Source organism: Peptoniphilus faecalis, from assembly GCF_012976305.1.
GTDB lineage: Bacteria > Bacillota > Clostridia > Tissierellales > Peptoniphilaceae > Peptoniphilus_A > Peptoniphilus_A faecalis.
In genome coordinates this window covers 16,167-30,664 of record NZ_JABDSR010000011.1, presented here as the reverse complement: position 1 = coordinate 30,664, position 14,498 = coordinate 16,167, and the positions used below count along the sequence as shown (strand labels likewise).

Annotated in this window: 9 protein-coding genes; 6 read left to right on the top strand and 3 right to left on the bottom strand. The window is 30.1% G+C overall.

The annotated features are described in order from the left end of the window. Positions 1–57: 57 nt before the first annotated feature. Positions 58–921 carry a LysR family transcriptional regulator gene (locus tag HKO22_RS08235; RefSeq protein WP_169969962.1) on the bottom strand — a complete coding sequence of 288 codons (864 nt, stop codon included), beginning with the start codon at positions 919–921 and terminating at the stop codon, positions 58–60. 174 nt (positions 922–1,095) lie between these two features. On the opposite strand from HKO22_RS08235, the gene HKO22_RS08230 reads away from it, so the two are divergent. The 4 genes from HKO22_RS08230 (at position 1,096) to HKO22_RS08215 (ending at position 5,791) form a co-directional block, all read left to right on the top strand. Then, on the top strand, positions 1,096–2,517 hold the full coding sequence (locus HKO22_RS08230) for a YfcC family protein (RefSeq protein ID WP_169969960.1): 1,422 nt from the start codon (positions 1,096–1,098) through the stop codon (positions 2,515–2,517). 35 nt (positions 2,518–2,552) lie between these two features. Further along, the gene (pepD, locus tag HKO22_RS08225; protein WP_169969958.1) at positions 2,553–3,989 is read left to right on the top strand and encodes a beta-Ala-His dipeptidase; all 1,437 of its coding nucleotides are present in this window, start codon (positions 2,553–2,555) and stop codon (positions 3,987–3,989) included. Between the two features lie 5 nt (positions 3,990–3,994). Further along, a complete protein-coding gene (locus HKO22_RS08220; RefSeq protein ID WP_169969957.1) occupies positions 3,995–4,906 on the top strand; it encodes an AEC family transporter in 912 nt (303 codons plus the stop codon). Between the two features lie 183 nt (positions 4,907–5,089). Further along, entirely contained in the window at positions 5,090–5,791 is a 702-nt protein-coding gene (locus HKO22_RS08215; RefSeq protein ID WP_169969955.1) for a YwaF family protein, read from the top strand. A 33-nt stretch (positions 5,792–5,824) separates the two neighbouring features. Here the strand turns inward: HKO22_RS08215 and HKO22_RS08210 are convergent, their stop codons facing one another. Further along, complete coding sequence (locus HKO22_RS08210) at positions 5,825–6,580, bottom strand: formate/nitrite transporter family protein (protein WP_169969954.1); 756 nt, start codon at positions 6,578–6,580, stop codon at positions 5,825–5,827. 51 nt (positions 6,581–6,631) lie between these two features. Then, entirely contained in the window at positions 6,632–8,068 is a 1,437-nt protein-coding gene (gene nhaC / locus HKO22_RS08205; RefSeq protein ID WP_169969952.1) for a Na+/H+ antiporter NhaC, read from the bottom strand. Positions 8,069–8,180: 112 nt separating this feature from the next. Here nhaC and HKO22_RS08200 point away from each other — a divergent pair, with 112 nt between their 5' ends. Both HKO22_RS08200 and HKO22_RS08195 read left to right on the top strand, forming a co-directional pair. Continuing rightward, positions 8,181–8,690, top strand: coding sequence for an adenine phosphoribosyltransferase (locus HKO22_RS08200; protein ID WP_075659475.1), 510 nt, complete (start codon positions 8,181–8,183; stop codon positions 8,688–8,690). A gap of 1,171 nt (positions 8,691–9,861) precedes the next feature. Continuing rightward, positions 9,862–14,451, top strand: a complete 4,590-nt coding sequence (locus tag HKO22_RS08195; RefSeq protein ID WP_169969950.1) for an S-layer homology domain-containing protein — start codon at positions 9,862–9,864, stop codon at positions 14,449–14,451. Positions 14,452–14,498 lie beyond the last annotated feature (47 nt).

Here is a 14,498-nt window from a genome sequence, read left to right as displayed (position 1 = left end):
ATGGTAAATATCAACAGATAAAATTCTCGCTTTAATGATGAATTTTATCTGTATAAATTATAAATTAGTAAAAAAGTCTAAAAAAAGCTTTTCAGCTTTAGATAAGTAGTTGTTTTTTATCCAAATAGCCATAGTAGAAGATGTTAAACTATCATCTAATATTTCTTTATATACAATATGTTCATTTGATTGTTTAATAGCACTTTTAGGTAGAATTGCTATTCCCATCCCCAGTTCCGCTAATCTTAGCGTAGTGCTTGAACTATTACAGACACATACTATCTCAGGTCTAATATTATTTTTAAAAAAAGAATTTTCCAAATCCTTTTGATATCTATGATAAATTATTATTTTTTTTCCATCTAAATCGCCTATTGAACAATCTTTTTCTTTGTTCCAATTAAAATAATCAATCATGGCTACGCACATATTTTCTGGATTCTTAATTATGGTATTAACATTATCTTTTTGAAAAGGGGATCTCACGATTCCAATGTTAATTATCCCCTTGTTTAGAAGATTGTATATGAAAGTAGTATCTCCTTCATATATATCAAAAACTATTTTAGGATTATCTTTTAAAAAAGATTTTAATTCATTGTTGAAAATTAAGGGTATAGAAGTAGGAGTTACTCCAATTAATATACTTCCTATATTTTGTTCATTAAATTCCTTAATTTCTTTTTTTATATTCTTTGATAAAGAAACAATTTCCTTTGATTTTAATAAGAAAAATTTTCCAAATTCTGTAAGGTACATTTTGTTATTTTTTCTGTAAAATAAAACTTCTCCTAAATCTTCTTCTAAATTTTTAATTTGACGGCTTAGAGGAGGTTGAGTCATATGTAATTTTTTTGCAGCGCTTGTAATAGAACCTTCTTGAACAATAGTAATAAAATATTCTAACTGTCTTAATTCCAAAATATCACCCATAATAATTATAACAAATTAGTAAAACAAATTTATCAAAAAATAACATATTAAAAATGTATGGGGTATATTTTTTTATTGAATTGTACATTAGAAAATTAAAGGTATAAAATAAAAATCAAGAAAAACGTTTTTATAGAAGAGTATTATGAAGAGGAGAGTATTATGAAAAAGAATAAAAAATTAAGTTTATCTAGCATTTTTTCAAACTTGAACCCATTAACTTTACTTTTTGTTATAGTAGTAATAGTTTCAATTTTGACACATTTTATTCCATCAGGGGAATATGCCAGAGTATTAGATGAAGTAACAGGAAAAACAGTTGTAGTAGCAGATACATTTAAATTTGTTGAAGCAGATAAAGCTAGTGTAACAACAATGTTATTATCCTTTGATGCAGGAATTCAAAAGGCGGCACCGATAATTTCCTTTCTACTTTTAATTGGAGGATCATTAGGAGTTATTACATCTACTGGAGCAATAGAATCATTATTAAATGTTTTAGTAAAAAAGTTTAATAATGAAAAAAAGAAAAAAATAATTATAGCTATCACCATGTTCTTTTTCTTGTTTTGCTCATCAAGTTTTGGAATGGGTCAAGAAATGATGGCTTTTGCACCTTTTATAATAATATTGATGGTATCTTTAGGGTTTGACACTATAACTGCTATAGGAACTATGATATTAGGATATGCTATAGGATATGGTTCAGGGTTTTTAAACCCCTTTAACTTGGCAGTAGCTCAAGATATTGCAGGATTACCCTATCCATCAGGTTTAGAGTTTAGAATAATATTAAGTTTAATTTTATATTTAGTGGCAGTTAGATATATGATAAATTATGCAAATAAAGTTGAAAAGGATTTTAGTTTAAGTATTAGCCCTAATATACCAGAAGAATTTAAGAGCAAAAGCAAATTTGAAAACATTAATAAAATGAGTAAATCTCATAAACTAGTATGGCTCATATTTGTATCGGGATTAGCATTTTTAATTTATGGTGCGACTATGAAAGGTTTTTATTTATCTGAGTGTGCTACTATTTTTTTAACTATTGGCTTATTAAGCGGTGTAGTTAATAAATATAATTTAAATAAAATTTTTCAAGAATTTAGTAAGGGAGCAAAAGATATGGCTGTTCCTTGTTTAATAATCGGATTTGCTATGGCTATTACTACAATACTAGATTCTGCTAAAATATTAGATTCAATAGTTTATTATTTATCTTTGCCACTTAAGAATTTACCACCAATTATATCGGCAGGTGGAATGGTTATAGTTCAAACGTTAATTAACTTCTTTGTAAATTCAGGATCAACTCAAGCTGCTATTACAATGCCTATAATATCACCACTAGCGCAAGTGTTAGGTGTAAATCAACAAGTTGCTGTTTTAGCCTTTCAACTAGGAGATGGACTTTCAAATATGCTATGGGTGACATGTGGAACACTTATGATTGGACTAGGTATAGGAGAAATTAATTATATTAACTGGTTTAAATTTATTAGTAAAATATATTTGGTTTTACTAGCTATAGGTGTAGCTGCGGCAATGTTTGCACAATATATAAATTATGGGCCATTTTAAACAATAAATTTAATGACAAGGGGAATTAAAAATTCATGAAAAAAGAAGATTTATTAAAAAATAATACTTTGTTTTATTTTAGCGAAATATCTAAAATACCTAGGGGAAGTGGAAATGAAGAAAAAGTCAGTAAATATATATATAACTGGGCGCTTGAAAGAGGGTATACAGTTAAAGATGATAAGTATCATAATTTAATTATAAAAAAAGATAATAATAAATCTAAGGATCCTATTATTTTGCAGGCTCATTTAGATATGGTATGTGAAAAAACACCTGAATCTAATCATAATTTTAAAACTGATCCTATCGAATGGGAAATAGTAGATGGATTTATAAGATCAAAAAACGGCACAACATTGGGTGCTGATTGCGGTATTGGCGTAGCTCTAATAATGGCTATGTTAGAAATTAATGATGAAATGTTTCCACCAATAGAGGCAATCTTAACAACAAGAGAAGAAACTGATATGGCTGGAGCATATAATATAAACAAAGAATTATTAAGTGCAAAAAGAATGATAAATTTAGATATTAGTCCGGAAAATAAAATTCTAGTAGGCTCTTCAGGTGGCTTTGCGTGTGAACTTAGCCTTAAAGTAAATTTTGTTGAGTATGATGGAGAATTTTTTGAATTAAAACTAACCAATATGCGTGGTGGTCACTCTGGAAATGATATAGATAAGGGATATGGAAACCCCTTAATACTACTAGTTGATTTATATAAAAATTTAAAAAAATCTGGAATAGAATGCAGTCTTAGCTCGATAGATGGAGGAAATTCTAGACTTGCTATACCAAGAGAAGCATCTATAAAATTAGGACTAAGGAATAAAAATAATATAGAGAAATGCAAAAAAATTATTAATGAATATTCGTATTTTTTGTCTAAGAAATATAACACAATGGGAAAGAATTTAAATTTATCATTAAGTAAAATTGATAAATGTTTAGTGCTTACTGAAATTGATGAATTGAGAACAATTAATCTCATAAGCCTAATTCCTAACGGTATATTTGAAATGGATAACAAGTTTAGCGGTTTAGTAGAAAGTTCGTCAAATTTAGGCGTTGTAAAAACCCAAGTGGATAAGATTATACTTACTGAGGAGATAAGAAGTGCTTATAAAGAATCAGGAGAAATGATTTTAGAAAAAATCAAAATATTATCAGACATTTATAACTGTGATATAAGTGTGCATAGCAAATATCCTGGTTGGACTTCTGACAAGAGTTCTAAGCTTTGTAGCAAAGCCGAAGAAATTTTTAAGAGCATTTATAACGAAGCTCCAATTATAACTGCATCTCACTCTGGAAATGAAGTAGCTATTTTGAAAGATTTGCTGAACTTAGAGGATGCAATAGCAATTGGTCCTACTAGATTGTATTACCACACGCCTAGTGAAGTATTGGATTATGCATCTGCAATCAAGTTTGAAAAATATTTAGAAAAAATACTAAAGGAAATATAATATAAATGAGTAATTTGTTTATAATACTAAAACAGCTGTTGATAATGTTTTTGTTTATGCTAGTGGGATTTTTATTGTATAAAAATAAGAAGATAGATAATGAGGGTTCAAAAAGTATTGCTAACTTATTAATTTACATTGTATTGCCTTGTTCAATTTTAACGTCTTATATCAACAACAATATGGAAATACCGTCTAAATTATTTTTAGCTTCAATAGCATTGTCATTATTATGTTTAATGATTTCAATATTAATATCTTCTTTATTGTTTAAAGATAAAGCAATTGATAATTTTGGAGTTTCATTTTCAAACGCAGGATTTATGGGAATACCAATTATAACATCTGTTTTAGATGAAAAATATCTGATTTATGCATCTGGCTATATTGCTTTATTAAATATTTTACAATATTTTTATGGGCAAAAATTATTATTAGGAGAGACTATTTTGAAAAACAAATTGGATATGATAAAGAATCCTTTAGTTATAAGTTTTTTCATTGGCGTTACAATATATACTTTTCAATACCAAGTATCTGATGTTTTTAATTCATTTATTAAATCATTAGCTAGCATTAATTCTCCGCTAGCAATGATTCTGTTAGGCACATATATAGCTCAAGTGCGAGGAGTAAGTTCATTTTTAAATAAAAATCTAGTAATTAGCTCAATGGTTAGACTGCTAATTATACCGATCACAACAATATTTATTTTTAAGGTATTAAATGTCAATAAAGAAATAATTTTACCGCTAATTATTTGTGTAAGTGCTCCTGTAGGTTCTAATTTGGCGGTATATGCACAAAAATTAGATAAAGATTATATATATTCAGTTGAGTTAGTTAGCGTTAGTACGGTTTTATATTTGGCTACTATGCCAATAATTTTACAATTGGCTGATTTAATATTAGTATAGATAGTCTAATGAAATAAAAAGCAAATATAAAAGGCAAAATATAAGAAATTCAAGATTATGTAAAAATTGTTCAACATAGGATCAAAATTTAAAGGAATTTATAGTATTTTCTTTATATAGAATTAATTGTATAATTTATTATGATGAAATATTCTAAAGAAAATTATAAAGGATTTTAATTAAATGAGAAATTTTTGGGATTTAAATTATGGTGAAGTTGGCTTTGAGTTTTTTGGAAGGTATCACTTCACCTGCATATTTATTATTTTTATTTTTGCAATAATTTTATATAAACCTTGGAAAAATAATAAAAACTTTAGAAAAGTTTTTGCGATAATGCCAATTACACTGGAGATAATAAGGCTTATTATAGTTTTAATGACTGGACATTATGACAGCTCCTACTTACCCTTTCATCTTTGTTTGTTTGGAGCACAGTTTATGGCATTAGATGTTTTTTTCAAAAGTAAATTTATAAGGGCATCGCTTTTCTTTTTATTTATGCCGGCTGCCATTTTAAGTTTAATTACACCAGGGTGGACTAGTGTAAATAGGTATTCCTATGTTGCAATTATTTCGTGGATAATTCACGGAGCTAATTCCTTTTATCCCATATATCTTGTTCTTTCAAAGAAATACAAACCAAAGCTTATTGATATTATTTATCCAGCAATTTTTATAATTGCCATGTTGCCTATTATAAGAATTTTAAATAAAAAGTTAAGTGCAAATTATTTTTTTATTGAAGAACCTTATATTGGTTCTCCTCTTGAAGTGATAAAAAATGTATTTCCAAATTATATTTTGGGACTTTTTACAGTTACAATTTTTGTAATGGTGATGACCTTTTTTATCTACAAATTAATTTTAAAATTAAAGATATAAGAAGAAGACAGGAAAATAAAAAACCTGTCTTCTTTATTTGTCTTTACCTATAGTATTATAAGTTATTGCAACGAGCACACCACCAACAATATTTCCAATTGTAACTGGTATTAAATTTTTAAGAATTAATGCAAAGCTAAATTCTGGATTTAATATTTTTGCAAGGGCAAAGCAAGTCATATTTGCCACGCTATGTTCGAAACCAAGACTTACAAAGGCTAGGATACACCAAAAAATTAAAATTAATTTTGCTGAGTCAGAAATTTTTCTTGAGCATATTAAAACTGCTATACATACTAAGATATTGCACATAATTCCCTTAAATAAAAGTGCAGTGAAGTCGAAATTTGTTTTCCCGGCTACAAGTTTTAATAGAGTTTCATTGTATTCAGGGGATACACCAGTCATTTTAAATAAGAATGCGATTAAAATTGAGCCCAAAAGATTTCCAATATAGGAAAATATTAAAATTTTTAAAAATGTAGATGTTTCAATTTTTTTATTTAGCCTTCCAAGGGTTGTAACGAGGACATTTCCAGTGAAGAGTTCGCCGCCTGCAAAAACTACAAAGGATAATGCAAGAGAGAAGAAAAATCCATTAATAAATTTTACAGCTGCAATTGGTAGGGGAGAAAATACATTTGTCGAAAGTATCATTATGAGCATTCCTATACCAATAAAAAATCCTGCAAGCATTGAGGAAATTATGTACTTGAAGAGAGAAGCTTCAAGTAAATTTTTCTTATTGCTTGCAGAATTTATAAGTCCAGTTATTATATCTTTATACATATTACACCTCTTTTTATTTCACTAAACATTATATCAAAAAGAGGCAGTTTTTCAATTGGTGAAAGTATCTTTGTCAGTAGAAAGCTTAAATTTTTTTGCGTCAATTGCTGTAATTATTATTTGTACAATTGGCATCAATAGATTGAAAAACAAAAAGGGAAGATAATGTACTGTTGGAACTCCAAGTACAGATGTCATATAAGTACCGCAAGTGTTCCATGGTATCATTGCAGATGTAACAGTTCCACCTGATTCAAGAGTTGAAGATAAAAGTTTTGGATCTAAGTTTCTATCTTTATATTCATTTTTAAACATTCTTCCAGGCACAACTATGGAGATGTACTGCTCGGGCATAGTTGCATTTGTAAAAAAGCAAGTTAAAATTGTAGCCGTTACTATTCCAACAGTGGACTTTATTTTGTGAAGGAACTTTTTCACTATTGCTTCTAGGATTCCAGTTTCTTCTGCAATGCCACCAAACATCATGGCGATAATAGTAAGTGAAATAGAAGACATCATGTTGTTAAGTCCGCCAGTTGTCAAAAGCTTGTCCACAGACTCAACTCCAGTTTCTGAAACAAAACCATTTAGTGCAGCAGACAAGATATCTCCAAAATTTATATTTTGATATATTGGCCCTAAGATGGCAGCTGCAATTATGCCAAGGCTTATTCCAGGGACTGCGGGAATCTTTTTTGCAATGGAAAGTATTACAATTAAAGGTGCAATTAAAAGAAGGGGAGATATATTAAAATTATTTTTCAAACCATTAGTAATTACATTTACACTAGATAGATCGGCAGAACTTCCGCTGTATTTCATTGATAAAAATCCGAAGATTGCAAGAGTTAAAATATATGTTATAACAGTTGGCTTAAACATTGCCTTGATATGCGTAAATACATCGGTGCCAGCCATTGCTGGTGCTAGATTTGTAGTATCAGATAGGGGACTCATTTTGTCGCCAAAGTAGGAGCCAGATAAAACTGCACCTGCAGTTATTGGAGCAGGTATGCCTAAACCCTTTGCAATTCCCATAAGAGCAATGCCCATTGTGCCAGCTGTTCCCCAACTAGTTCCCGTAGCAAGTGAAGTTATAGAAGTTATTAAAACTGTAGCCACAAGAAAAATTGAAGGTTTTAAAATTAAAAGTCCGTAGTAAATCATAGTTGGAACAACTCCGGCTAAAATCCAAATGCCAATTAAAACTCCAATAATTGCCAAAATTATAATAGATTGCATGGCTTGAGAGATTCCCTTTATCATTGAATTTTCAATAAACTTCCAACTATAGCCTATTTTTAATGCAACGAGGGATGCTATAAAAACACCAATTAACATGGGGATATGAGGACTTTCTTCATACTTTATAATGCTCACAAACATAATTATTACAAGAGAAAGGAAAGTAAAAATTGCTTCGCCAAAATTTGCTTTTCTTATATCTTTATCATATTTTTTAATATTTTTAATATTTTTATTATTCATTTAACACCTCGTGTAAATTTAAAAATTTAACATATTATATCATTAAAATTAAAATAATAAAAGTTTTAGTTAATTAACAAAGGTGTTATACTATAAAGGAATGGAGGAAATTATGGAATTAAAAGACACAATTCGTGCAATAGAAAATTATCCAAAAGAGAAAGTTATCTTTAGAGATATTACTACTCTTTTAAAGGACAAAGATGCTTTTAAAAAAGCAGTGGATGAAATGGCAACAAAAATTGACAAAGATGTGGATAAAATTATTGGTGTGGAAGCTAGGGGATTCATTTTTGGTGCGGCACTTGCCTATAAATTAAACAAGGGTTTTGTGCCAGCAAGAAAGCCAGGCAAACTTCCTTACGACAAATTGATAGAATCCTATGAGCTTGAATATGGAAAAGATTCTATAGAAATTCACAAGGATGCAATTAACCCTGGTGAAAAAATTGTAATAGTAGATGACCTTCTTGCAACTGGTGGTACATCTAAGGCATGTGTTGATCTTGTAAAAAGATTAAAGGGCGAAGTGTCTTCTATAGTTTTCTTAATTGAGTTATTAGATTTAAAGGGAAGAGAAACCTTAAAGGGCGTAAAAGTGGAATCAATTATAAAATATTAAGGAATAATTTTAATCTAAAAATTATTGGATATTTGATTTGAAAAACCACTATTATATTTTTATTAAAAATTTATAATAAAATTATGGGAGCAAATGCTGAGGGGAGTTAAGACTCGATCATTCTACCTGTTAGGATAATGCCTTGACAGATAAAAGCAATTTAATGCTATAATTTTATAGGAGATCTTTGGCTTTATGCCAAATTTTGGGGAGGCTCGATATGTCGAGTCTTTTTTTTGTTTAAAAATAAATACATAAAACAATTCTAAGCTATAAATAAAGATTAGATGTTTTTAGCATAAAAACAAAAGCATAATGTTTTGCAGATTTCTTTTCTCCAAAATATTTATAAACAAGTATTATTCCTTTTCAAATTCTGGAAAATTTATCCTATCGAAATAATTTCTTGTAACTCTCTTAATTTTTGTATGAGTTTAATTAAATAGACAATAATTAAAGCATAATCGAGAAAGTACGTATTTTTTAAAATAAATTTTAAAGACATTTTTATATACATAAACTTCTTTAAACTCATTTTTAAGAATTTTCAATTTCTTGTACCATCATGTGGAGCAAAAAGACACTCACACATTAAGTCATAGGTAAAAACATTTGCTATTAAAATTTAAATTAAAGTAAAAAGGCAAATTAGAAATGATTCCTCTATTACCTATGCTTAATAAATTATTTTGGAATTAAAGATTTACATATTTATACAAAAATCCTTAAATACTTTATTTAGGATAATAAGAGAGAAATAAAGAAAAATTAAATTAAAAAATTTACACATATTGCAATCAATTGTGGAGAAATAAAAACTAATTTTATCTTCAAGAATTAAAAAAATAACGATAATTATCTATATGATAATAATAATCAATTATATTATACTCTAATGAGGGATGTTTCTATTAAATCAAAGTCTTTACAAGCTATAGCATGTCCATGAATGAAGATTTTGATTGGGATTTTATTTTTTAAAGGGAGGTAATCAAAAGAGATAAACATTTTCACAATAAAATTTTTGCAATAATAAAATTTTTGCAAAAAAAGGAATTAATTCAAAAGAGAGTAGAACTTATGATAAAAACATATAGCAAAACAAGGCTATGATAAGCAAGATTACTATAAAATGATATTTTGTGTCATTAATTCTATTTAGGAGGTAGATATGAAAAGAAAATTAATTGTGCTAATGATGGCAATGTTAATGATGATTGGCACTGTGCCTCTTGAGGTCTTTGCTAAAGTAGAAATAACTAATAAACAAAAAGTTGACAAATTAGTTAGTGCAAAAATAGTTGAAGGAGATGAAAGAGGAAATTTAAACCTTGGCGATCCAATTAAGAGAAGTGAGATTACAAAAATCCTAATATATTCTTTGGGATATAAAGACGAGGCAGTAAAATTTCAATCAGAAAAATCTAAATATTCAGATGTTAATTCAAATCACTGGGCAAAGGGAGTGATTCAAGCAGCAAGCAAAATAAAAATGCCCAATGGTCAATATTTGATAGAAGGTTACCCAGATGGGACTTTCAAACCAGAGAATAATATTACTTATGCGGAACTAATCAAGATATTAGTAGTAGCTAGCAAAAGAGATCTCAGTGATCAGATGATAAAAAATGCCAAATGGCCTGATTCTTATATTAATTGGGCTAAAGAAGAAAAAATCATTGGAAGTGATGTTGGACTTGAAATAAGAGATTTCAATCAAGCGGCAACTAGAGAAAATGCTTTTGTAGCTTTATATAATTGTAAAGAACTCTTGAATAAACAAGGTCAAGAAATAAAAAAGGAGAGCTATGTTTCTAAAAAAACACAGGGAAAAAGGGCATCGTCTTTTAGTATTATAAGTAGCAGTGGCTATAGAGATTATAATAGTGGTAGTAGTTCAAAGGACTCAAAAATAAAAAAACCAGACCCAAAGCCAATACCAGTGGAGTCAAAGGAAGATAGGGATAAAATACAAAAATCAATAAGTCCAAGACTAGACCAGACAGGTAAATATGAAAAAGGGAAGTCTGCACTACTAGGCACAGGAATTAAAGGCTTAGATGGGTTGAGAATTGACATAGATCAAAAATTTGGAGATGTAAAAGCAATCAGAGAAGCCCTATCAAATCCAAAAATTGGAAGGGGACAAATTTTTGAAAAATGGCAATCGGTAAAAACAGGAAAGCAATACACAACAGAGGAGCTATTAGGTACAAAGCTAACTAAGGACATGGTTTATGAATGTCCCTATGGCTTCCATTATGTAGAGTTAAAGCCTATTACCAAGGCTGACCCGAACTATAAAGATCAAGACCTTGAAGGAAAAGCGTCAGTCCATGTCTATAGCTATAGTAGATTGGGCTGCAAACACTTTGCGATAAAAGAAAAAGCTCTTCAAAAGGATTTCAAAATAGGTAAAAAATATGGTGAATTAAATTCAGAGGTTTTAACAGAGCTAGAAAAACTATCCAAAGTAGAAGGACATAAAAACTTCTATATTGGAAGATATCCATCTGAGGGAAATATGGATATTGAAGTTAAGACTCTAGCTGAATTAAAAGCAATGGAATCTACAGAAGACCATAGATATGGTGGAGGCTATACAGATATTTATATTTATGCCTACGATAATACATTAAAGAAACCGGAGAAAAAAGATCCTACAGGAACAGACAAAAAAGATCCTACAGGAACAGACAAAAAAGATCCTACTGAAATTTCTACTGAAATAAAATCAAAATTCGAAAAAGGCAAACCAGCATTTAATGGCGCGGGACTCGATGGGCTAAGATTGGATTTAGGGGACAAATTTGATTCAAGAGAAGATGTCAAAACCGCTTTAAAAAATCCAAAACCGGCACCGGGATATAAATTTGTTAAATGGAAATTAAAAGAAACTGGTAGAGAATATACCATAGATGAAATTTTACAATTAACATTGACGTCCAATATGATTCAGGATTGCCCAACTGGATTTAAGTATATCAATATAGAAATGGTGACTGAAAAAGATCAAAACTATGTGGCACCAAAATTAGAGACGGATAAATTATCCAACGAGGTATCTGTCAACATTTGGAGAACAACACGTGCAGGATGTAGCCATTATGACAGTGGTGAAATCTATGTTCAGGATAAATTCATTATAGGCAAGCCATATAGTCAATTAGATCAAAAGACATTAGCAGTAATGGATAAATTATCTAAACAATATAGACATCACAGTATCTATATTGCAAGAGCTAAAGGTCCTAATGGAGAGGATAGAGATATAAGATTTGAATCTTTAGGAAATGGACCTGCAAATCTCAAGGCATTATTGGCAATGACATCAAGTAATGAACATAGATATGGAGCGGGAAATCCTAATATCTATATATATTTCTATGATAACCCATATAATGCAAACCTAGACAATAAAGGAGATCCTGTAGCACCAGTTATACCACCGGAAATAGCCGATAGAGAAAAATTCAATATAGAGATAGATGGAAAAGGGATAATGTTCACTATCCAGGCTGATTATGAGACAAATTATATACAAGGAAAGTTTGATTATCCAGCAGGCTCTAAGATTTTGATAAAATTTGGTTCCAATATGACAGCTTTCGGAAAGAAAGTTGACGGTTGGAAAGTAGTTAATGCAGATGGCAGAGATATTGAAGTGGAATATCCTGAAGGAGATTTGCCATATTTTATCATGCCGAAATCTGATGTAACAATAAGTCCGATATTAGTAGATAAAAATGCCACACCAGAGCCACAACCAGAACCAGAGCCACAACCAGAACCGGCACCTCAGCCTGAACCACAACCTGAACCAGGTGAAGACGTAGAGTTAGGCGAAACTGTCTATATATACGGCGGCATAGATCCCAATACTAACAAAAATTTAGAAATCCAAATCAACCAAAAATTTTCTGATGTTGACAAGGTTAAAAATGCCATTCTAAATTTTGAAGCAGGAGAGGGCATGGAAGTAGCTGCTTGGCAAATAGAAAAGACGGGCAAAACTTATACGACGGCAGAATTATTAAACCTAAAAGTTACAAAGGATATGGTTGCGTTAGATGAGTATGAAGAGTATGTAATGAAGCTTAATCCACAGATTAAAGCAAAGGGACAAAAAGCAGATAAGGCGACATTAGAAACTAAAGTTAAAAGCGCTAAAAGTCTGGATTTAAGTGGATACACATCAGATAGTGCAAATAGACTAGTAGAAACAATTAAAAGAGCGGAAAAAATTCTTAAGCTTGAGAATCCTGCAATTACAGAAATAAGTGTAGAGCTCTTTAACTTGGAACAATTTGAAAAATCTTTAGTAAGTAAAGACAATAAACATACAATTAGCTTCACTTCAACAGAAATGAATCCATATACCTATTGCCTATATGGAAGGGACGATTATATAGAAAAGTGGAAGGATGCTTCCTATGAGATAAATGACGACAAAAAATCCAATGTTGAGTATTCAGGAGGTCCTGCTGGAGAATATAGAACGGCTCACTATAAAGAAATGTCCTTTGCGAGAGGGACTACACTAGATGTAAGCCCAGAAAGTTCTATCTATATTAGGGCAGCTTTGAATACTGGAGATGGGAAAACTTTAAAACAAATTCTGGTAAATAATGAACCAATAGTATTTGAAGGGGAAAAAGATCCGATAACTGGCATAGCAGGTTATGAGACTAAACCTATTAAAATTAAAATAGATAAGGATACTACAATTAAAACTATATTTGTAGATGAACAGGAAGAAGAAATAAAAGAACCTGTGCCAATGAAAGTATTTATATTTTCAGCTGACCAAGAAAATGTTCAGGACGAGTTTATGACGGATCAACCCTTATCTAATCTAAATGAAAGCATGAAAGACACATTGACAAAGTTGGCGAATAAACCAGGATTTAAGTATTTCTATATCCATAGAGAACCTATATCTTCTGCCACAAGAAATGACACAATTATTGGAAATTTGGAAAAATTATTAGCTTATAGCTTGAAAGAATCTGATGAATATGATGAAGATCAATATAAAGGTCAAGTCTATATTTATGCCAGCATAGATCCAAATTATGTAGATGAAAATGAGCCGGAAGAACCAGAGGTAGTAGATGAAAATGCTATTGATGCCAAAGTTCTTATTTATGATTGGAATAGTGTAAAAAATAAAGCAAGCTATCATTTGACTCAGGAAAACTTCAAAACGGGTCAAAAATATGCCTTATTAAACCGAGAGATGTTAGATAAACTAAAAGAATTATCTCAAACACCTGGTTTTAGATATTTCTATATTGCAAGAGAGAAGACAAATGAGACTCAGGAGCATAATGATGTTTTATTCAATAAGACGGCAAATAGTTATCAAGAACTTTTAGATTATGTATCTAGGGAGTCTGATCAGTATAATGCAACAGAATACAAGGCTCAGATTTATATCTATGCCAGTATAGGAAATCCAGACGAAGGTAGCAGCAAGCCTGTGGATGAAAATTCAAATTCAGAATCTAAAACATATAAAATTGAAACTAAGGGTTCAATTACCTTTGGTAAAAATGAATGGTTAGATGAAGGTATTTCAGGTTCTAAAATCTATGTAGAAGCAGTTAATTTTGGAAAAGCTAAGTACAAGTTGAAAATAACTGCAAAGGGTGAAACTATAGAAGTTAAGACAGACGGACAAGGCAAGACTTACTTTATTATGCCGGCAAGTGATGTCTTAATTGAAGCTGTAAAAGTAGTAAATGAGAAGACAAGATAAAAACAAATAAAATTACCAACCTTCAATAATTGGAGGTTGGTTTAAAC

Bases quoted from the DNA above. Each gene is read 5' to 3' on its own strand.
- HKO22_RS08230 (WP_169969960.1), top strand. From the start codon at position 1,096: ATGAAAAAGAATAAAAAATTAAGTTTATCTAGCATTTTTTCAAACTTG.
- pepD (WP_169969958.1), top strand. From the start codon at position 2,553: ATGAAAAAAGAAGATTTATTAAAAAATAATACTTTGTTTTATTTTAGC.
- HKO22_RS08220 (WP_169969957.1), top strand. From the start codon at position 3,995: ATGAGTAATTTGTTTATAATACTAAAACAGCTGTTGATAATGTTTTTG.
- HKO22_RS08215 (WP_169969955.1), top strand. From the start codon at position 5,090: ATGAGAAATTTTTGGGATTTAAATTATGGTGAAGTTGGCTTTGAGTTT.
- HKO22_RS08210 (WP_169969954.1), bottom strand. From the start codon at position 6,580: ATGTATAAAGATATAATAACTGGACTTATAAATTCTGCAAGCAATAAG.
- nhaC (WP_169969952.1), bottom strand. From the start codon at position 8,068: ATGAATAATAAAAATATTAAAAATATTAAAAAATATGATAAAGATATA.
- HKO22_RS08200 (WP_075659475.1), top strand. From the start codon at position 8,181: ATGGAATTAAAAGACACAATTCGTGCAATAGAAAATTATCCAAAAGAG.
- HKO22_RS08195 (WP_169969950.1), top strand. From the start codon at position 9,862: ATGAAAAGAAAATTAATTGTGCTAATGATGGCAATGTTAATGATGATT.